At 74.0% G+C, this 18,367-nt stretch carries 16 protein-coding genes; 6 read left to right on the plus strand and 10 right to left on the minus strand.

The annotated features are described in order from the left end of the window. Positions 1–24: 24 nt before the first annotated feature. The 6 genes from G5B56_RS15090 to G5B56_RS15115 all read right to left on the minus strand — a co-directional run bounded on the left by G5B56_RS15090 (position 25) and on the right by G5B56_RS15115 (position 8,182). A complete protein-coding gene (locus G5B56_RS15090; RefSeq protein WP_164963768.1) occupies positions 25–3,090 on the minus strand; it encodes a PAS domain-containing protein in 3,066 nt (1,021 codons plus the stop codon). Positions 3,091–3,199: 109 nt separating this feature from the next. Next, positions 3,200–3,964, minus strand: coding sequence for a LytTR family DNA-binding domain-containing protein (locus G5B56_RS15095; RefSeq protein WP_164963769.1), 765 nt, complete (start codon positions 3,962–3,964; stop codon positions 3,200–3,202). A 10-nt stretch (positions 3,965–3,974) separates the two neighbouring features. After that, the gene (locus G5B56_RS15100; RefSeq protein WP_164963770.1) at positions 3,975–5,255 is read right to left on the minus strand and encodes a sensor histidine kinase; all 1,281 of its coding nucleotides are present in this window, start codon (positions 5,253–5,255) and stop codon (positions 3,975–3,977) included. A gap of 114 nt (positions 5,256–5,369) precedes the next feature. Next, complete coding sequence (locus G5B56_RS15105) at positions 5,370–6,227, minus strand: 3',5'-nucleoside bisphosphate phosphatase (RefSeq protein ID WP_009855554.1); 858 nt, start codon at positions 6,225–6,227, stop codon at positions 5,370–5,372. A 31-nt stretch (positions 6,228–6,258) separates the two neighbouring features. Further along, positions 6,259–6,933 (minus strand): ABC transporter ATP-binding protein, encoded by a 675-nt coding sequence (locus tag G5B56_RS15110; protein WP_009855555.1) that lies wholly within the window; start codon positions 6,931–6,933, stop codon positions 6,259–6,261. Continuing rightward, entirely contained in the window at positions 6,926–8,182 is a 1,257-nt protein-coding gene (locus tag G5B56_RS15115; protein ID WP_009855556.1) for a lipoprotein-releasing ABC transporter permease subunit, read from the minus strand. Before G5B56_RS15115 ends, G5B56_RS15110 begins: the two co-directional genes overlap by 8 nt. 52 nt (positions 8,183–8,234) lie before the next feature. Here G5B56_RS15115 and G5B56_RS15120 point away from each other — a divergent pair, with 52 nt between their 5' ends. The 4 genes from G5B56_RS15120 (at position 8,235) to G5B56_RS15135 (ending at position 12,841) form a co-directional block, all read left to right on the plus strand. Continuing rightward, positions 8,235–9,170 (plus strand): hypothetical protein, encoded by a 936-nt coding sequence (locus tag G5B56_RS15120; protein ID WP_164963771.1) that lies wholly within the window; start codon positions 8,235–8,237, stop codon positions 9,168–9,170. Continuing rightward, entirely contained in the window at positions 9,167–10,876 is a 1,710-nt protein-coding gene (gene recJ, locus G5B56_RS15125) for a single-stranded-DNA-specific exonuclease RecJ (RefSeq protein ID WP_164963772.1), read from the plus strand. Before G5B56_RS15120 ends, recJ begins: the two co-directional genes overlap by 4 nt. Before the next feature lie 47 nt (positions 10,877–10,923). Further along, on the plus strand, positions 10,924–12,003 hold the full coding sequence (locus tag G5B56_RS15130) for a PQQ-dependent sugar dehydrogenase (RefSeq protein ID WP_164963773.1): 1,080 nt from the start codon (positions 10,924–10,926) through the stop codon (positions 12,001–12,003). A 67-nt stretch (positions 12,004–12,070) separates the two neighbouring features. Further along, the gene (locus tag G5B56_RS15135) at positions 12,071–12,841 is read left to right on the plus strand and encodes a lysozyme (protein ID WP_009855560.1); all 771 of its coding nucleotides are present in this window, start codon (positions 12,071–12,073) and stop codon (positions 12,839–12,841) included. Positions 12,842–12,856: 15 nt separating this feature from the next. On the opposite strand, the gene G5B56_RS15140 is transcribed toward G5B56_RS15135, so the two are convergent. The 4 genes from G5B56_RS15140 to G5B56_RS15155 all read right to left on the minus strand — a co-directional run bounded on the left by G5B56_RS15140 (position 12,857) and on the right by G5B56_RS15155 (position 16,939). Further along, a complete protein-coding gene (locus G5B56_RS15140; protein ID WP_164963774.1) occupies positions 12,857–13,888 on the minus strand; it encodes a VWA domain-containing protein in 1,032 nt (343 codons plus the stop codon). A gap of 139 nt (positions 13,889–14,027) precedes the next feature. Next, on the minus strand, positions 14,028–14,981 hold the full coding sequence (locus tag G5B56_RS15145; RefSeq protein WP_240920825.1) for a DUF58 domain-containing protein: 954 nt from the start codon (positions 14,979–14,981) through the stop codon (positions 14,028–14,030). Continuing rightward, complete coding sequence (locus tag G5B56_RS15150) at positions 14,974–15,951, minus strand: MoxR family ATPase (protein ID WP_164963880.1); 978 nt, start codon at positions 15,949–15,951, stop codon at positions 14,974–14,976. The genes G5B56_RS15145 and G5B56_RS15150 overlap by 8 nt, the downstream gene beginning before the upstream one ends. 55 nt (positions 15,952–16,006) lie before the next feature. Further along, positions 16,007–16,939 carry a S1C family serine protease gene (locus G5B56_RS15155; protein ID WP_164963776.1) on the minus strand — a complete coding sequence of 311 codons (933 nt, stop codon included), beginning with the start codon at positions 16,937–16,939 and terminating at the stop codon, positions 16,007–16,009. A gap of 88 nt (positions 16,940–17,027) precedes the next feature. On the opposite strand from G5B56_RS15155, the gene G5B56_RS15160 reads away from it, so the two are divergent. Together G5B56_RS15160 and G5B56_RS15165 are read left to right on the plus strand one after the other, a co-directional pair. Next, positions 17,028–17,840: a TatD family hydrolase gene (locus G5B56_RS15160; protein WP_164963777.1), complete on the plus strand. Its 813-nt coding sequence runs from the start codon at positions 17,028–17,030 to the stop codon at positions 17,838–17,840. Further along, positions 17,837–18,334 (plus strand): DNA-deoxyinosine glycosylase, encoded by a 498-nt coding sequence (locus G5B56_RS15165; RefSeq protein WP_009858642.1) that lies wholly within the window; start codon positions 17,837–17,839, stop codon positions 18,332–18,334. Before G5B56_RS15160 ends, G5B56_RS15165 begins: the two co-directional genes overlap by 4 nt. Positions 18,335–18,367: the final 33 nt, after the last annotated feature.

Consider the following 18,367-nt stretch of genomic DNA (forward strand, 5'->3'; position numbering starts at 1 on the left):
GGCCGTGACGGCCGCTCCTGCCGCTCAGGGCGGGGGCGGCCCGAACATCGCCTCCAGCGACACCATGAAGGCCCGGAAGTCCAGCGGCTTGGTCCAGTAGTCGGCCATGCCGGCGGCCAGCGCGCGCTCGATCTCCTCGGGCATCGCGTTGGCCGACAGCGCGACCACCGGGATCGAGGCCGTCTGCGGCTGCGCACGCAGCTGGCGCATCACCTCGTGGCCGTCGATGTCGGGCAGCTGCATGTCCAGCAGGATCAGGTCCGGGCGCAGTTCGGCGGCCCGGCGCACGCCGCTGGCGCCGTCGTCGGCGATGACCAGCCTCAGGTCGGACCGGCGGGCGACCAGCTCCGAGACGATCAGCGCGTTGACCGGGTTGTCCTCGACGTAGAGCACGGTGCCCGACGATGAACCGGGGGCGGCGGCCGGCAGCGGCCGCGCCGCACGCGGCGGTGTCGGGGGCGGGGTCGGCGAGGCCGTGCCGTCGGCCAGCACCAGCTCGACCACGGTGCCCACGCCCGGCGTGCTGCGCACGGAGATCGAGCCGCCCATGCGCTCGACGAGCGACTTGACGATCACCAGCCCGATGCCGGTGCCGGGGATGCCTTCGCGCTCCAGGCCCAGGCGGTTGAAGGGCTCGAACAGGTGGCGCAGCTGCTGCTCGGTCATGCCTCGGCCGCTGTCGGCCACGCTGACCAGCACCTTGCCGTCGCGGCGGCGCGACTCGATCTCGACCAGCCCGCCGTCGCGGTTGTACTTGATGGCGTTGGTCAGCAGGTTCTGCAGCACCTGGCGCAGGCGCACCGCGTCGGCGAGCACGATGCCGTCGAGCGTGCCGGCGATGACCGTCACGTCGCGCTGGCCGCGCAGCGGCTCGACCAGTTCCAGCGCCTGCAGCGCCAGCCCGCGCAGCGCCACGCGCTCCGAGGCCACGCGCATCTCGCCGCCTTCCAGGCTGGCCAGGTCGAGCACGTCGTCGACCAGCGCCAGCAGCTGCTGGCCGGCGCCGCGCACCGCCTGCAGATGGCGCCGCCAGGAACCGTCGCGGCTGCCGCTGTCGGCCAGCAGCAGCTCGGTGAAGCCGAGCACGGCGTTCAGCGGCGTGCGCAGCTCGTGGCTCATGCGCGACAGGAAACGCGACTTGGCCTGGCTCTCGCGCAGCGCGATCGCGCGCTCCTGGCGCGCCGCCTCGGCGGCGCGGCGGTCGGTGATGTCCCACTCGACGCCGATGCGCCGCCGCGGGCGTCCGTCGGGGCCGGGCAGGACCGTCGAACGCTCGGCGATCCAGCGCACCGTGCCGTCGGGCCAGACGACGCGGAACTCCAGGTCGGGCTCGGAGGCCGGGTTCAGCGGCTCCAGCAGGTGCAGCCGCATCGTGTCGCGGTCGGCCTCGTGCACGAAGCCCAGGCGCTCGGCGATCGTCGGCGGCGTGCTGCGCGGCGGCCGCCCGCGCAGCCGCCACATCTGCTCGTCCCAGATCGCGCTGCCGTCGCGCACGTCGAGCTCCCAGGTGCCGACGCCGGCGCCGCGCGCAGCCAGCATCGCGCGTTCGCTGGCCTGGTGCAGCGCGGCCTCGGCGCGGCGGCGCTCGGTGACGTCGAGCACGATGCCGAACATCGCATCGCCGCCGGGGCCGTCGAAGCCGGCGCGAACGCTCAGCTCGCGCACCTCGCCGTCGGCGCGCACGATGCGGAACACCGTGCCGCTCTGGCGCATGCCGTTCTCGCGCCACTCGTCGAAGCGGCGGCCCACACGCTGACGGTCGTCGGGGTGCACGAAACGCTGCAGCCACTCGTTCCAGCTCGGCACCGGTTCGTGGACCTGCAGGCCGTGCATCGTGCGCAACTGCTCGTTCCAGTGGCCGCCGGCCAGCGGCTCGACGCTCCAGTAGCCGATGCCGGCGGCACGGGTGACGAGCTCGAAGCGCCGGCCGAGTTCGGCCGCGCGGCGCGACTCGTCGACGCGCTCGGTGACGTCCATCGCGACGCCGATGAAGGCCACCGGCCGGCCCTGGTCGTCGCGCTCGACGGCGCGGCGCACCAGCAGGCTGCGCCAGTTCTCGCTGCCGGGACGGCGGTAGCGCAGCTCGGTGTCCACCGGCTCGTCGCTGGCCAGGCAGGCCTGGCGCTGGGCGTCCAGCCGCAGCAGGTCCTGCGGATGCACGAGCTCGCGCACCTGGCCTGCCGGCAGGCCGCGCGGCTCCAGCGGCAGCCCCAGGATCTGGGCCGCACGCGGGTTGTAGTGCACGCGGTCGTCGTGCAGGTCGTGGCGCCACAGCGCGATGCCGGTCATGTCGGCGGCCATCGCGATCTGCGACATCGTCGAGTCGTGCGAGTGGGCCAGCGACCAGGCCAGCGTGTCGTCGACGAGGAAGCCGACGGCGCGCCAGGCCCGGCCCTGCTCGTCGGGCAGCACGACGCACTCGCACAGCATCGAGCGCACCTGGCCGGCCGGCGTGCGCACGTGGTAGCGGTAGCGGTGGCGGCCGGGCTGCTGCAGCGTCTGGCGGATCGTGCCGACGAAGCCTTCGCGGTCGGCGGCGACGATCGCACGCTCGGCCTCCTCCGGCGACGGCGCCTCGCCTTCGCCGTCGAGGCCGCGCATCGCGAAGACGCGCCGGTCCCAGTGGCCGCGGCCGGTCTGCAGGTCGCGGTCCCAGCGCCCCAGGCGGCCGACCGAGGCGGCGACGTCCAGCAGCGCGTGCAGCTCGACGAGCTCGGCCTCGCGGGCGTGTTCGGCGTCGCGCGAGGCCAGCGCCAGCAGCGTCGTGCCGTCGTCCAGGCGGCTGGGCGTCAGCGCCAGCCAGCGCGGGCCCGCCGCGGCCTGGCGGCGCAGCTCGACCGGCTGCAGCCCGCGGCAGCAGCGTGCCAGCGCGTCGGCGCCGTCGTCGTCCAGGCCCAGCAGCTGCGCTGCCGGCATGCCGGCGGTGAAGGCTTCGATGCCGAGCAGCGCCCGGGCGGCGGCATTCAGGCGCTCGACGCTGCCGTCCGCCGCCAGCGCGCCCACGGCGGCCGGCAGCGCCTCGAACCAGTCGCGGCGTTCGGCTGCGGGTGCCGCGGGCGAGGAGCGGGTCGTCGTGGCGCGGCGCGGCATGCGAAAGAGTTGGCGGGGCAGTTCTGACGTCGAAGTTGCAAGTATGACGCCCGCCGTACGCCTTTGCCGCCAGCGCCGGCACGCGTGGCGGCGGCGCGACCCGCCGCGCTCACATCGGCTTGAAGCGCCAGGCATAGGCCTGGCTCACGGCCAGGCGTTCGGGGTGGTCGCGCAGGTGCAGCGTGATGCGGCCGAGGTCGTCGCGGTGGGCGCGTGCGATCGCGCTGGCGCGCACGATGCAGCCGCGGTGCACCTGCCAGAAGGTCTCGTCGTCCAGGCCTTCGGCGATCTCCTTGAGCGCCTTGCGCACGTGGGCCTCGTCGCGGGCGGTGACGACGCGCGTGTACTTCTCGTCGCTCTGGAAGAACAGCACCTCGTCGATGCCGAACATCTTGATCGTGTCGCCGACGCTGGCGCTGATCCAGCGCAGCCGCGTCGCCGCGTCGCGCTGCGCGAACTGCGCGCCCAGGCGCTGCAGCAGCGTGTCGAGCTCGGGGGCCTGGGCGCGTGCGGCCAGGCGCTCGCGCAGCCGCGCCACGGTCTGCGCCAGGCGCTCGGCGACCACCGGCTTGAGCAGGTAGTCCACCGCGCCGGCGTCGAAGGCCTCGATCGCGTGGTTGTCGTAGGCGGTCGTGAACACGGTGTGGCAGCGGCCACTGGCCGCGCGCGCCACGTCCAGCCCGCTGAGCCCCGGCATGCGGATGTCCAGGAAGGCGATGTCGGGGCGGTGCTGCTCGATCGCCTCGACCGCGGCCGGGCCGTGTTCGCATTCGGCGACGATGCGCAGCTCGGGCCAGACGGCGGCCAGCATGCGGCGCAGCTCGGCGCGCGGCAGGTCCTCGTCGTCGGCGAGCAGGGCGGTGGGTTCGCTCATCGTGCGTCCTTCAGGATTCTTCCAGCGGCACCGTGATCGTCGCCGAGACGCCGCCGCCGGGGCGCGCCTTCAGCGTCAGCGCGGCGCGCTCGCCGTACAGCTGCGCCAGGCGCTCGCGGATGTTGGCCAGCCCCAGCCCGGTGCCGGCCGTCGAGGCGCCGAAGCCGGCGCCGTCGTCCTCGACGACCAGCGCCAGCCGGCCGTCGTCGGTGCGTTCGGCGCGCAGGTCCACGCGCACCGGGCCGATCTTCGGTTCGACGCCGTGCTTGACGGCATTCTCGGCCAGCGAGATCAGCATCAGCGGCGGGAAGCGGTGGCGCAGCAGCGCCTCGTCGGCCTGCACCGACCAGGCCAGCCGCGGCATGCGCGCGGCCATCAGCCCGAGGTAGGCACGCACGATCTCGAACTGGCCGCCGACGGTGGCCTGGGCCGAGCCGTCGCTGCGCAGCCGCGGAATCGAGGCGCGCAGGTACTCGACCAGGCGGTCGATCATCTCCGCCGCACGCGCCGGGTCGGTGGCGATGGCGCTGCGCACGCCGGCCAGCGTGTTGAAGACGAAGTGCGGCTCGACCTGCGCCGCCAGCACCGACAGCCGCAGCTCGGCCTCGCGCCGCTGCGCCTGGGCCTCGGCCAGCGCACGTTCGCGTGCCAGCGCGGCCAGGCCCTCGCGTTCGCGGCGCCAGCCGCGCAGCCCCAGGCCGCCGGCGAGCAGGAAGATGATCGTGCCGCGCACCACGTAGTCCAGCGTCGAGCGCACCGGGTCCTGCTGCTCCTCCTGCGCCTGCTGTTCTTTCACCGGGTCGTCCGGCGTGCGGATCGTCATGCCGATCATCATCACGATGCGGCGGCGCTTGCCGTGTTCGTCGACGTCGCCGGTGTGCTCGGCGACGTACTGCTTCAGCGGCTCGGCGGCGTAGGCCTGGAACAGCAGCAGCGTGGCGACGACGGCGGCGATCGCCGCGACCAGGCCCCACCACTCGCGGCGCTCGTCCCAGCCGCGGCGGCGCACCCACAGCCCCAGCAGCGGGCCGGCCGCGGCGGCGGCGAGCATCACCAGCACCAGTTCGGCCAGCCCCAGCCAGGGCCGGTTGGCCGGGTTGTCGGTCGAGAAGACGCCGATGAACATCGGCGACAGCGACAGCAGCAGCACCACGCCGATGTGCAGCCAGCGCTGGCGCACCCAGTTCGGGCTGAACACCGGCCAGCGGCGGTAGCGCGTGAACCAGCCGTGGTGCAGGCCGGTCAGTTCGGCGGGCAGCGGCTGGTCCAGTGTCGGCACGGTCGGGGTCATGGTCCGAGAGCGTAGCGGCAGCCGTCGCCTGCGGGCGGCGCCGCGACGAACACCGCCGCGGCGGGGACGAAGCCGCTCAATCGGCGGTCGTGCCGGCCGCGCCCGCCGCGCGCCTCAGCGGCGCTGGATGCGCCCGGCCAGCGCCTGCCACACCGGCGTCAGCCGCCCGGGCAGGTCGGGCAGGGCGCCGAGGTCGACGCGGCTCTCGTCGGGCGAATGGAAGTCGCTGCCGCGCGAGGCGAGCAGCTCGAACTCGAGCGCGGTGTCGGCGTACTGCAGCTGCTCGGCCACGGTGTGGCTGCCGGTGACGACCTCGACGGCGCGCCCGCCATGGGCGACGAACTCGCTGAACAGCGCGTACTCGGCCGTCGGCGAGAAGCGGTAGCGCGCGGGGTGCGCGATGACGGCCACGCCGCCGGCGCCGGTGATCCAGCGCACCGCATCGCCCAGCCCCGCCCAGTGATGCGGCACGTGGCCGGGTTTGCCGGCGGCCAGGTAGTGGCGGAAGACCTCGTGCGTCTCGGCGAAGTAGCCGGCCTCGACCAGCCAGCGCGCGAAGTGGGTGCGCGAGATCAGATCGGGGTTGCCGACGTAGCGCAGCGCGCCTTCGAAGGCGCCGCGGATGCCGACCGCGGCCAGCGCCTGGCCCATGCGTTCGGCGCGCTCGCGGCGCCCGGCGCGGATCGAGTGCAGCCCGGCGACCAGCGCCTCGTCAGCGGGGTCGACGCCGAGGCCGACGATGTGCACCGACTCGCCGGCGAAGGTCACCGAGATCTCGCAGCCGGCGAGGAAGTCCAGGCCCAGGTCCAGCGCCGCTTCGCGGGCCCGGGCGACGCCGCCCAGCTCGTCGTGGTCGGTCAGCGCCCAGAGCTCGACGCCGCGGGCATGCGCACGCTCGGCGAGCGTGGCCGGGTCCAGCGTGCCGTCGGAGACGTCGGAATGCGAGTGGAGGTCGGCGTTGATCAGGTGCACCGCCGGGGATTCTAGGAAGCGGCCGCGGTGTTCAGCGCGCCAGGGTCATCGTGCGCCCGCAGCGTGCCGCCAGCGATTCGTCGTGGGTGACGACGACGAAGGCCGTGCCCTGCTCGCGCGACAGGCCCAGCATCAGGTCGAAGACGGCGCCGGCGGTGCCGCGGTCGAGGTTGCCGGTGGGTTCGTCGGCGAGCACGCAGGCCGGCCGCGTGACGAGCGCGCGGGCGATCGCGACACGCTGGCGTTCGCCGCCGGACAGCTGCGCCGGGTGGTGCGCCACGCGCGCGGCCAGGCCGACGGCGGCCAGCATGCGCTGCGCCGCGTCGCGCGCCGCCTCGGGGCTCTCGCGCCGGATGCGCAGCGGCATCGCCACGTTGTCCAGCGCGCTGAACTCGGGCAGCAGGTGGTGGAACTGGTAGACGAAGCCCAGGTGCCGGTTGCGCCAGCGGCCCTGTTCGGCGGCGTCCATCGTCGCGAAGTCGCGGCCCATCAGCGTCACGCGGCCGGACGTCGGCCGCTCCAGGCCGCCGAGCAGGTGCAGCAGCGTGCTCTTGCCCGAGCCCGAGGCGCCGACGATGGCCAGCGTGTCGCCGCGGCTGACCTGCAGGCTGACGCCGCGCAGCACCGTGACGTCCAGATCACCTTCGTGGAAACGTTTGTGCAGCTCGACGGCCTCGAGCACGCGGTCGGGATCGTGTTCACTCATAACGCAGCGCCTCGGCCGGGTTCACGCGGCTGGCGCGCCAGCTCGGGTACAGCGTGGCGACGAAGGCCAGCAGCAGCGAGACGACGGCGATCGGCACGATGTCGGCCATCATCGGCTCGCTGGGCATGCGGCTGATGACGTAGATGCTGCCGGGCAGGAAGGCCACGCCCAGCAGGCGTTCCAGCGCCGGCACGATGACGTCGATGTTGAAGGCCACCAGCAGGCCCAGCGCGACGCCGCCGAAGGTGCCGATGATCCCGGCCGTCGCGCCCTGGACGATGAAGATGCCCATGATCGAGCGCGGGCTGGCGCCCAGCGTGCGCAGGATGGCGATGTCGGCGCGTTTGTCGGTCACCGTCATCACCAGCGTCGACACGAGGTTGAAGGCGGCGACGGCGACGATCAGCGTCAGGATGATGGCCATCATGCGCTTCTCGACCTGCACCGCGTCGAACCAGTTGCGGTTGGTCTGCGTCCAGTCGCGCACGACGACCGCCGGGCCCAGCGCCTGGGCGAGCTCGTCGCCGACGCGGCGTGCCTGGTGCACGTCGGCCAGCTTGAGCTGCACGCCGGTCGGGCCGCCGGTCTGGAACAGGCGCGCGGCGTCGTCCAGCGCGATCAGCACCAGGCCGCTGTCGTACTCGTAGTGCCCGGCCTCGAAGGTGCCGCTGACGGTGAACTGCTTGAGCCGCGGCACGACGCCGGCCGGCGTGAACTGGCCGCCCGGCGCGGCGATCGTGATCGTGTCGCCGACGCGCACGCCCAGCAGCCGCGCGAGTTCGGCGCCGATCACCGCATGCCACTGGCCGGGCTGCAGCGCCGCCAGCTCGCGGTCGCGCAGGCGCTGCGCCAGCTCGGTGATCTCGGCTTCGGCCGCCGGCTCGATGCCGCGCACGACGGCGCCGCGCAGCACGTCGCCGCGGCCGACCAGGGTCTGCGCGGCGACGAAGGGGGCCGCGCCGACGACCTCGGGCCTGGCCCGCGCCGCGGCCGCGGTGGCCTGCCAGTCGGGCAGGGCGCCGCCGCCGGCCTCGTGGATCTCGACGGCCGAGATCACGCTCAGCATGCGGTCGCGCACTTCCTTCTGGAAGCCGTTCATCACGCTGAGCACGATGATCAGCGCGGCCACGCCGAGCGTGATGCCGAGCACCGAGATCGCGGAGATGAACGAGATGAAGCCGTTGCGCCGGCCGGCGCGTCCGGCGCGCGTGTAGCGCCAGCCGACGTGCCACTCGTAAGGCAGGTTCATGGGGCGGCGATGCTAACCCGGCGGCCGCGTCTCCCTCGGGCGGCGCCGGATAATGCGCGCCGTGCACCTGATCGTTCCCTTCGCGGCGCCGCTGTCGGACGCCGGACGCGCCGCGCTGCGCAGCCTGGAGCTGCCGCGGCTGCGTGAACTGCTCGCCCGCCTGCCGGCGCGCGTGCACGACGACGGCGTCGAGACCAGCTTCAGCCCGCCGCACGAGCGTGCGCTGGCGCTCGCGCTCGGTTTCGCCGGCGGCGACGGCCAGCTGCCCTGGGCCGCCTGGCATGCCGCCCAGGACGGCGCCACCGACCTCGGCGACCTCGCCTGGGGCGAACTGACGCCGGCGCACTGGCACCTGGGCACCGAGCAGATCAGCTTCCTGGACCCGGCCGGGCTGGCGCTGGACGAGGCCGCCTCGCGCGCCTTCTTCGAGGCCGTGGCGCCGCTGTTCACCAGCGAGGGCTGCCTGCTGCGCTGGGGTGCGCCGCTGCGCTGGTATCTGGCGCACGAGAGCCTGGCCGAGCTGCGCACCGCGTCACCCGACCGGGTCATCGGCCGCCACGTCGACGCCTGGCTGACCGAGCAGCCCGAGGTGCGCCTCGTGCGCCGGCTGCAGAACGAGGTGCAGATGCTGCTGTACACGCACCCGCTGAACGACGAACGCGAGGCGCGCGGCCTGCCCACCGTCAACTCCTTCTGGCTCAGCGGCTGCGGCTCGGCGCAGCCGGTGCGGGGCCGGGTGCCGACGGTCGACACCCGGCTTCGCGGCCCGGCGCTGAACGAAGACTGGGCCGCGTGGTGCCAGGCCTGGCAGACGCTGGACGCCGGCCCGGTCGCCGAACTGCTGGCCGCCCGCGCACGCGGCCAGGCCATCAAGCTGACGCTGTGCGGCGAACGTTCGTCGGTGGCCTGCGAAGCCGGCGGCGCCTGGCAGTCGCTGCGCGCCCGCCTGGCGCGCCCGATGCCGCACGAGCTTCTGGAGAGCCTGTGATCCTGCAATCCCGCGACGTGCCGCCGCGTGCGGCCTTCGCGCTCGAACAGGCCGGTGTGCACCCGCTTCTGGCGCGGCTGCTGGCCGCGCGCGGCGTGCGCGCCGCCGACGAGCTCGACACCCATCCTTCGCGCCTGCTGCGCCCCGACGCGCTGCGCGGCGCCGCCGAGGCCGGCCGGCTGCTGGCCGACACCGTCGCCGGCGGCGGCCGCATCTGCGTCGTCGCCGACTACGACTGCGACGGCGCCACCGCCTGCGCCGTCGCGCTGCGCGGCCTGGCGATGCTCGGCGCGCGCCGCGAACACCTGCACTACGTCGTGCCCGACCGCGCGGTGCACGGTTACGGGCTGACGCCGGCCATCGTCGAACTCGCGCGCGAGAAACGCCCGGACCTGCTGGTCACCGTCGACAACGGCATCGCCAGCCTCGAAGGCGTGGCGCACGCGCGTTCGCTCGGCCTCGCGGTGCTGGTCACCGACCACCACCTGCCGGCGATGGACGCCTCGGGCGTGGTGCTGCCGGCGGCCGACGTCATCGTCAACCCGAACCAGCCCGGCTGCGCCTTCGACAGCAAGGCGCTGGCCGGCGTCGGCGTCGTCTTCTACGTGCTGCTGGCCGCGCGTGCCGAGCTGCGCGCCCGCGGCGCCTTCGACGCCGCCTCGCAGCCACGGCTGGAGTCGCTGCTGGACCTGGTGGCGCTGGGCACGGTGGCCGACGTCGTGCGTCTGGACGCCAACAACCGCCGCCTCGTCGGCCTGGGGCTGGCACGCGTGCGCGCCGGGCGCATGCAGCCGGGCGTCGCGGCCTTGTTCGCCGTCGCGCGCCGGGCGCCCGAGCGTGCCGCGTCCTTCGACTTCGGCTTCGCGCTCGGGCCGCGCATCAACGCCGCCGGCCGCCTGGCCGACATGACGCTGGGCATCGAGTGCCTGCTGAGCGACGACCCGATGCGCGCCGCCGAACTCGCGGCGCAGCTCGACGCCATCAACCGCGAGCGCCGCGAGGTCGAGGCCGGCATGCGCGAGGCCGCCGAAGCGACGGTGCAGCGCTACGGCGACAGCGACACGCCCCCGGCCGTCGCGCTGTTCGACCCCGGCTTCCACGAAGGCGTGGTCGGCATCGTCGCCGGCCGGCTGAAGGACCGGCTGCACCGGCCGACCTTCGCCTTCGCCTGCGGCGCCGACGGCACGCTCAAGGGCTCCGGGCGCTCGATCCCGGGCTTTCACCTGCGCGACGCGCTGGACCTCGTCGCCAAGCGCCACCCCGGGCTGCTGCTGCGCTTCGGCGGCCACGCGATGGCCGCCGGCTGCACGCTGGCCGCAGGTGGTTTCGAGACCTTCGAGCAGGCGCTGCGCGCCGTCGCCGGCGAATGGCTGGACGCGGCGACGCTGGAGCGCCGGCTGGCCGTCGACGGCCCGCTGGAGCCGCAGTGGTTCGACACGAAGACGGTGGCGCTGCTCGAGTCCCAGGTCTGGGGCCAGGGTTTCGAGGCGCCGGTGTTCTGCGACGAGGTGCAGGTCGTGCAGCAGCGCCTGGTCGGCGAGAAGCACACCAAGCTACGCCTGCGCCATGGCGGCGCGCTGCGCGACGCGATCTGGTTCGGCCATGCCGAGCCGCTGCCCGAGCGCCTGCGCCTGGCCTACCGACTGTCGCTGGACGAGTGGAACGGCCAGCAGCGCGTGCAGATGGTGGTCGAGGCCGCGGCCTGAGACCCCGGCGGCACAAGGTTGCCGCCATCCGCGGCAGCATCCGGGCCATGAAACGCCTCGCCCTGTTCGCCGTCGTCGCCGCGTTCGTGGCGCCCGTGTCCGCCGCCGACGCGCTGCGCCCGGTGGTCGTCGCACGCGGGCTGGACCATCCCTGGGCGCTGGCCTTCCTGCCCGACGGCCGGGCGCTGGTCACCGAGAAGGTCGGCCGGCTGCGCCTGCTGCGCGGCGACGGCACGCTGTCGCCGCCGCTGGCCGGGTTGCCGGCGGTCGACGTGCGCGGCCAGTGCGGGCTGCTCGACGTCGCCGTCGACCCCGAGTTCGAACGCAACGGGCTGGTGTTCTGGACCTACGCCGCGCTGCAGGGCGAAGGCAACACGACGGCGCTGGCGCGCGGCCGGCTGGTCGGCGAACGGCTGACCGAGGTGCGCACGATCTTCGTCCAGCAGCCGGGCGTCTCCAGCCGCGCCCACTGCGGCTCGCGCATCGTCTTCCTGCGCGACGGCACGCTGGCCGTCGGCCTGGGCGACCGCTTCTCGCGCCGCGACGACGCCCAGCTGCCGGGCAACCACCTCGGCAAGTTCGTGCGCCTGGACCGCGAGGGCCGGGCGCCGGCCGACAACCCGCGCCGCGCCGGCTGGGCGCCCGAGGTCTGGAGCCTGGGCCACCGCAACGTGCAGGGCGCGGCGCTGCACCCGGCCAGCGGCGAGCTGTGGGCCAGCGAACACGGCCCGCAGGGCGGCGACGAGGTCAACGTCGTCGAGGGCGGGCGCAACTACGGCTGGCCGCTGCTGACCTACGGCCGCAACTACGGCACCGGCACGCGCATCGGCGACGAAGGGCCGCGGCCCGGTTTCGAGCAGCCGCTGAAGGTCTGGGTGCCGTCGATCGCGCCCAGCGGCATGGCTTTCGTGACCTCCGATCGTTACCCGGGCTGGCGTGGCAGCCTGATGCTGGGCGCGCTGCGCGGCGAAGCCCTGGTGCGGCTGACGCTGGACGGCCGCCGCGTCGTCGACGAGCAGCGTCTGCCGATGGGCCAGCGCATCCGCGACCTGCGCCAGGGCCCCGACGGCTGGCTCTACGTGCTGACCGACGGCCGCGACGGCGAACTCTGGCGCCTGGAGCGCTGACGCAGCAGGGGATTGCGCCCTGAAGCGTGCCGCGAACAATGGCTTCCTTCTTCGGAAGGAGGCGACGATGCCGGCAACGCTGCGCGACATGCCCGACGAAGGGCTGGAACTGGTCAAGAGCTTCGAGGGCATCCCCGACGGCGACCCGAGCACGGTCAACGTCGACGCCTATCTCGACCCGGTCGGCATCTGGACCATCGGCTGGGGCCATGCGATCGCCGACCACGCCGGCCGCTGGCTGCGCGGGCCGGCCGCGCGCGAGCAGGCGCGTGCCGCGTACCCGGGCGGCATCACGCGCGCCCAGGCCGAGACGCTGCTGCGCGCCGACCTGCTCGACGCCTGCCGTGACGTGCAGCGGCTGGTGACGGTGCCGCTGTCGGACGCGCAGTTCGGCGCGCTGGTCAGCTTCGTCTTCAACCTCGGCGCCGGCAGCCTGCTGAAGTCGACACTGCTGAAGAAGCTCAACGCCGGCGACGCCGCCGGGGCCGCCGATCAGTTCCTGGTCTGGGACAAGGCGCGTGTCGACGGCGTGCTCCAGCCGCTGCCGGGGCTGACGCGGCGGCGCCGCGCCGAGCGGGCGCTGTTCCTGGGCGAGAACTGGCGTGCCGCCGGCGGGGTGCGCACGGTGCGCGGCGCCGTCGTGCTGCCGCTGGCCGAGCGTTCGATCGCACGCCGTGTCGAGCGCGAGCAGGAGGCCGCCAACACCGCGCCGCGCCGACGCGCGGCACGCGGCGCGGTGCTGGCCACGCAGGACCCGCTGGGCCTGCAACTGCCGGCCAAACCGCGGCGCGCCACCGCCAAGCGGGCGAAAAAGCGCTCCGAGCCGACGCCCGCCTGAACCGCGCCGGGCGCGTCAGGCGACGCGCCCGAACCACCACAGCGACAGCGCCGAGGCCGCCAGCGCGAGCAGCGCGCCCAGCCCGGCGAACAGCGCCGTGATCTCGGTCTCCTTGCGCTCCACGACCATGCGCGAGCCCAGGCGCTGGTAGACCTTCTTCAGATCCTCGGCGGTGCCGGCGTAGAAGTACTCGCCGGTCGTCATCTGCGCGATCTGGCGCAGCGTGTCCTCGTCCAGGCGCACGCGCATCGACCAGCCCTCGAAGCCGATGATCTCGCCCTGCGTCGTGCCGACGCCCACCGTGTAGACGCGGATGCCGCGGTCGGCGGCCATCTTCGCGGCGTCGATCGGGTCGGGGCCGGTCGTGCGCTGGCCGTCGGTCAGCAGGATCATCGCCGCCGAACCGTAGGAGCCCGGCGGCACCGGCGTGAACTCGGTCTTCTTCTCCGGATCGCCGAGCATGCGCGGCATCGTGCGCTGGCCGGTGATCTGCTGGATGTCGATGCCGGCGTCGGGGAAGATCGTCGCCAGCGACAGCACGATGCCGCTGCCGATCGCGGTGCCGCGCTGGAGCTGGAAACGCTCGATCGCGGCGAAGACGTCGTCGCGGCTGGTCGTCGGCGCCTGCACGACGGCGGCGGTGCCGGCGAAGGACACGACGCCGACGCGCACCTCGCGCGGCAGCGACTCGACGAAGGCGCGCGCCGCCTCCTGCGCGGCGACCAGCCGGTTCGGCTTGACGTCCTCGGCGCGCATGCTGCCCGAGACGTCCATCGCCAGGATGATCGTGCGTTCGGCCATCGGCAGCGTCAGCGTCGCCGTCGGCCGCGCCAGCGCCAGCAGCAGCACCGCCAGCGCCAGTGCCAGCAGCGCCGGCGGCACGTGGCGGCGCCAGCCCGGGCCTTTGCCCAGCGCCTGCTTGACGATCGCGACACTCGCCAGGCGCACCGTCGCGCGGCGGCGCCTGCGCAGGATCCACAGGTACAGCAGCACCAGCACCGGCAGCAAGGCCAGCGCCGGCAGCATCTGCGGCCACAGAAAACTCATTGGGGCACCCTCCGGCCTGCGGCCGATCCCGTCAAGCGGGAATGAGCCCCGGACAAGTCCTGAGGGCTCACTGGGGCACCCTTCGGCCTGGCGGCCGGTCCCGCCAAGCGGGAATGAGCCCCGGACAAGTCCTGAGGGCTCATGCCCCGGCCCCCAACGGCTCCGCACGTTGGCGCAGATGCGCCGGCAACCGCGGCGAGGCCTTCAGCCGCGCGCGCTGGCGGCGCAGGTCGGCAAAACGCAGCAGCGCGTCGAGCAGGTCCTCGTCGGTCGCGAGTTCCAGCACGTCGGCGCCGGACTCGAACAGCGCTGCGCGCAGGCGCTCTTCCTGCTCGGCGGCGAGCGCGTCGTGGCGGGCGCGGAACTCGGGGTCGGCGGCGTCGACGAGCAGCTGCTCGCCGGTCTCGGCGTCCTCCACCGTGACCAGGCCGACGTCGGGCAGCGCCATCTCGACCGGGTCGAGCACCCGCACCGCGACCACTTCGTGGCGGCGCGCCAGCCGGCCCAGCGCCGGGCCCCAGCCGGGCGTGCTGATGAAGTCGGAGACGACGAAGACCATCGAGCGCCGGCGCAGGATGCCGCCGGCGGTGTCCAGCAGCTCGGCCAGCGACGTCGGCGTGCTGCCGGGCAGGGGCGTCGCGGGCGCCTGCATGCGGCGCAGCAGTTCGAGCACGTGGCGGCGGGTTGCCGACGGCGGCAGCACGTGCTCGACCTTGCGGCCGTAGAGCACCGCGCCGACGCGGTTGCCGTGGCGCGTGAAGACCCGTGCCAGCGCGCCGACGAAACCCTGCGCGACCTCGCGCTTGCTGCACCCGCCGGAGCCGAAGTCGACGCTCGGCGACAGGTCGAGCAGGAACCAGGCGCTGAGGTCGCGGTCCTCGACGAACTGGCGCACGTAGGGCTGCTGCAGCCGCGCGGTGACGTTCCAGTCGATGTGGCGCACGTCGTCGAAGAGCTGGTATTCACGCAGGTCGGCGAGGTCGACGCCGGCGCCGCGCAGCAGCGTGCGCCAGTCGCCCTGCAGCACGCCGTCCAGGCGGCGCAGCACCGTCCACTCCAGGCGGCGCAGCAGGTGCTCGGCCGACTCAGGCACCGGCGCTCCCGTCGAAACGGCCACCGGCCAGCGGCTTGTCCGGCGGCGCGATCTTCTTCATCACGCGCTGAACGATGGCGTCGGCCGTCACGCCTTCGGCCAGCGCCTCGTAGCTCAGCACCAGACGGTGGCGCATCACGTCGGCGACCATGCCGGCAACGTCCTCGGGCAGCGCGTAGCGCCGGCCGGCGAGCAGCGCCAGCGCACGCGCGCCTTCGATCATGCCGATCGTCGCGCGCGGGCTGGCGCCGTAGGTGATCAGCCGGCCGAGGTCGGCGAAGTCGTGGCGCGCCGGCGTGCGCGTCGCCGAGACCAGCTTCACCGCGTACTGGATCAGCGCCGGGTCGACGTAGACCTCGCGGCACTGGCGCTGCAGCGCGGCCAGCGCGAAGGTGTCGGCCACCGGGTCGATCTCGACGGCCGGGCCGGTCACGCGCTGGGCGATGACGAACTCCTCTTCCTCGCTCGGGTAGTCGACCAGCACCTTCATCATGAAGCGGTCGACCTGGGCCTCGGGCAGCGGGTAGGTGCCCTCGGTCTCGATCGGGTTCTGCGTCGCCATCACGACGAAGGGCTCGGGCACGCGGTGGCTCTCGCCGGCGATCGTCACCTGGCGCTCCTGCATCACCTCCAGCAGCGCGCTCTGCACCTTGGCCGGCGCGCGGTTGATCTCGTCGGCCAGCACCAGGTTGGCGAACACCGGGCCCAGCGAGGTCGAGAACTCGCCGGTCTTCTGGTTGTAGATGCGCGTGCCGACGAGGTCCGAGGGCACGAGGTCGGGCGTGAACTGGATGCGCTTGAAGCTGCCGCGCACGGCGCGCGCCAGCGTCTTCACGGTCAGCGTCTTGGCCAGGCCGGGCACGCCTTCGACGAGCAGGTGGCCCTGGGCGAGCAGCGCCACGAGCACCCGCTCGAGGAAACGGTCCTGGCCGACGACGACCCGCTTGACCTCGTACAGCAGGCGTTCCATCAGCGCCGGGGTGGCTTCGTTTGCGGGCGTCAAGGGGGTCTCCGTAAGGGCGGCCTCAGAACGGCGGCATGCCGGCGGCGGCCGCGGCGTTCTCGATCGGCACGGCGAAGCCGATGCCGACGAAGGTGCGCTGCTCCGAGGGGTTCAGGATGGCGGTGACGATGCCGACCACCTGGCCGTCCATCGTCACCAGCGGGCCGCCCGAGTTGCCGGGGTTGGCGGCGGCGTCGAACTGGATCAGGTTGCTCAGCGTGCGTTTGCCCTCTTCGGAGCGGAACTCGCGGTTCAGCCCCGAGACGATGCCGTAGCTCGTCGACGGGCCGATGCCGAAGGGGTTGCCGACAGCGATGACGTGGTCGCCCGGGCGCAGGTCGGCGGTGCTGCGCATCGTCGCCGCGGCCAGGTCGTCGGGGATGTGGTCGGCACGCAGCACCGCGAGGTCGTTCTCGGTCTGCACGCCGACCAGGCGGGCGCGCGACTCGGTGCCGTCGGCGAAGGTCACGCGCACCCGGTGCGCGCCCCAGACGACGTGCAGGTTGGTCAGGATGGTGCCGTTGTCGATGACGACGACACCGGTGCCCAGGCTGCGCTGCAGCGCACGTTCGGAGTCGTCGAGCCGGCGGCCGTCGTCGTGTTCGTCCATCAGGCCGACGACCCGCACCACCGACGGCGCGACGGCCTCGTAGGCCTTGGCCGCCGCCGACGGCAGCGGCTCCTTCTCGAGCGAGGCACGCACCGCGGCGTCGATGTCGTCCTGTGTCAGCACGCGGGCGCCCGGGTGCAACGGCCCGGAGACCAGCAGCGCGAGCACGGCGACCGCGGCGCCCGCAGCCGCCCACAGCGCCTCGGCCGGCACGCGGCGTCGACGGGCCGATGCTGCGGCTGCGGGCACGGCCGCCTCCGGCGCGGCGGCCGGGGGCGGCGCGGCGACGGGCGCTGCGGCCTCGGCGGGCCGGCGCGAACGGCTGTAGAGCGGTGCCTTCTTCATCGTCGTGGGCTCCTGCACCGGGAACCGCCGGAGACGGTAACACGTCCTGCCGGCCGGGCGAACCCGGTGTTGGCGGCATCATCGTGCCATGTGGATCGACACGCATTGCCATCTCGACGCCGCGGAATTCGACGCCGACCGCGACGCCGTCGTCGCCCGCGCGCGCAGCGCCGGTGTCGTGATGCAGGTGATCCCGGCGGTCGAGGCGGCGAACTTCGGCGCCGTGCGCGAACTGGCCCAGCGCCACGGCCTGGCCTATGCGCTGGGCATCCACCCGCTGTACGTCGGCCGCGCCGCCGACGAGGATCTGCAGCGCCTGGCCGACGAGCTGCGCCGCTACCGTGACGACCCGCGCCTGGTGGCCGTCGGAGAGATCGGGCTGGACCTGTTCGTGCCCGGCCTGGATCTGCAGCGCCAGCGCCGCTTCTACCTGGCCCAGCTGGCGCTGGCGCGCGACGCCGGCCTGCCGGTGATCCTGCACGTGCGGCGCTCGGCCGACCTGCTGCTGCACGGGCTGCGCCGCGTCGAGGTGGCGGGCGGCATCGCGCACGCCTTCAACGGCAGCGACGCGCAGGCGGCGCAGTTCGCCGCGCTCGGGCTGCGCCTGGGTTTCGGCGGCGCGATGAGTTTCGAGCGTGCGCTGCAGATCCGCCGCCTGGCCGCGACGCTGCCCGAGACCGTGCCGGTGCTGGAGACCGACGCCCCCGACATCCCGCCGCAGTGGCTGTACCGCAGCGCCGCCGAGCGCGAGGCCGGCGCCGCGCCGGGGCGCAACGAGCCCGCCGAGCTGCCGCGCATCGCGCGCACGCTGGCCGCGCTGCGCGGCTGGACCGCCGAGCACACCGCCGCGGTGACGACGGCCAACGCCGTGGCCGCGCTGCCGCGGCTGGCCGCGCTGTGAACGCCCGCCTCGTCGGCCTGGCGCCGGTGGCCGACGCGCGCACCCGCCTGGTGGTGCTCGGCAGCTTTCCCGGCGTCGCGTCGCTGGCGGCCGGCCAGTACTACGCCCATCCGCGCAACCAGTTCTGGCCCATCCTGTCGGCGCTGTGGGGCCTGGACCTGCGTGCGCTGCCGTACCCGGAGCGGCTGCAGGAGATGCTGCGCCACGGCCTGGGCCTCTGGGACGTCTACGCCGCCTGCCGCCGCGAAGGCAGCCTGGACACGGCGATCGAGCAACCCGAGCTCAACGACTTCGCCGCGCTGCGCCGCCTGGCGCCGGGGCTGCAGGCGGTGGCGCACAACGGCGGCGAGTCGGCGCGCACGATGCGCCGGCTGCAGGCGCTGGGGCTCGCCACGCTGCGCCTGCCGTCCACCAGCCCGGCCAACGCCAGCTGGAGCTTCGAGCGCAAGCTCGCCGCCTGGCGCGAGGTCTTCGCCGCCCACGGCCTGGCCTGAGCGCGCGCTGGCGGCCCGGTGCCGGGGGCCGGT

Source organism: Rubrivivax sp. JA1026, from assembly GCF_011065555.1.
GTDB classification, from domain to species: Bacteria; Pseudomonadota; Gammaproteobacteria; order Burkholderiales; family Burkholderiaceae_C; genus Rubrivivax; species Rubrivivax benzoatilyticus.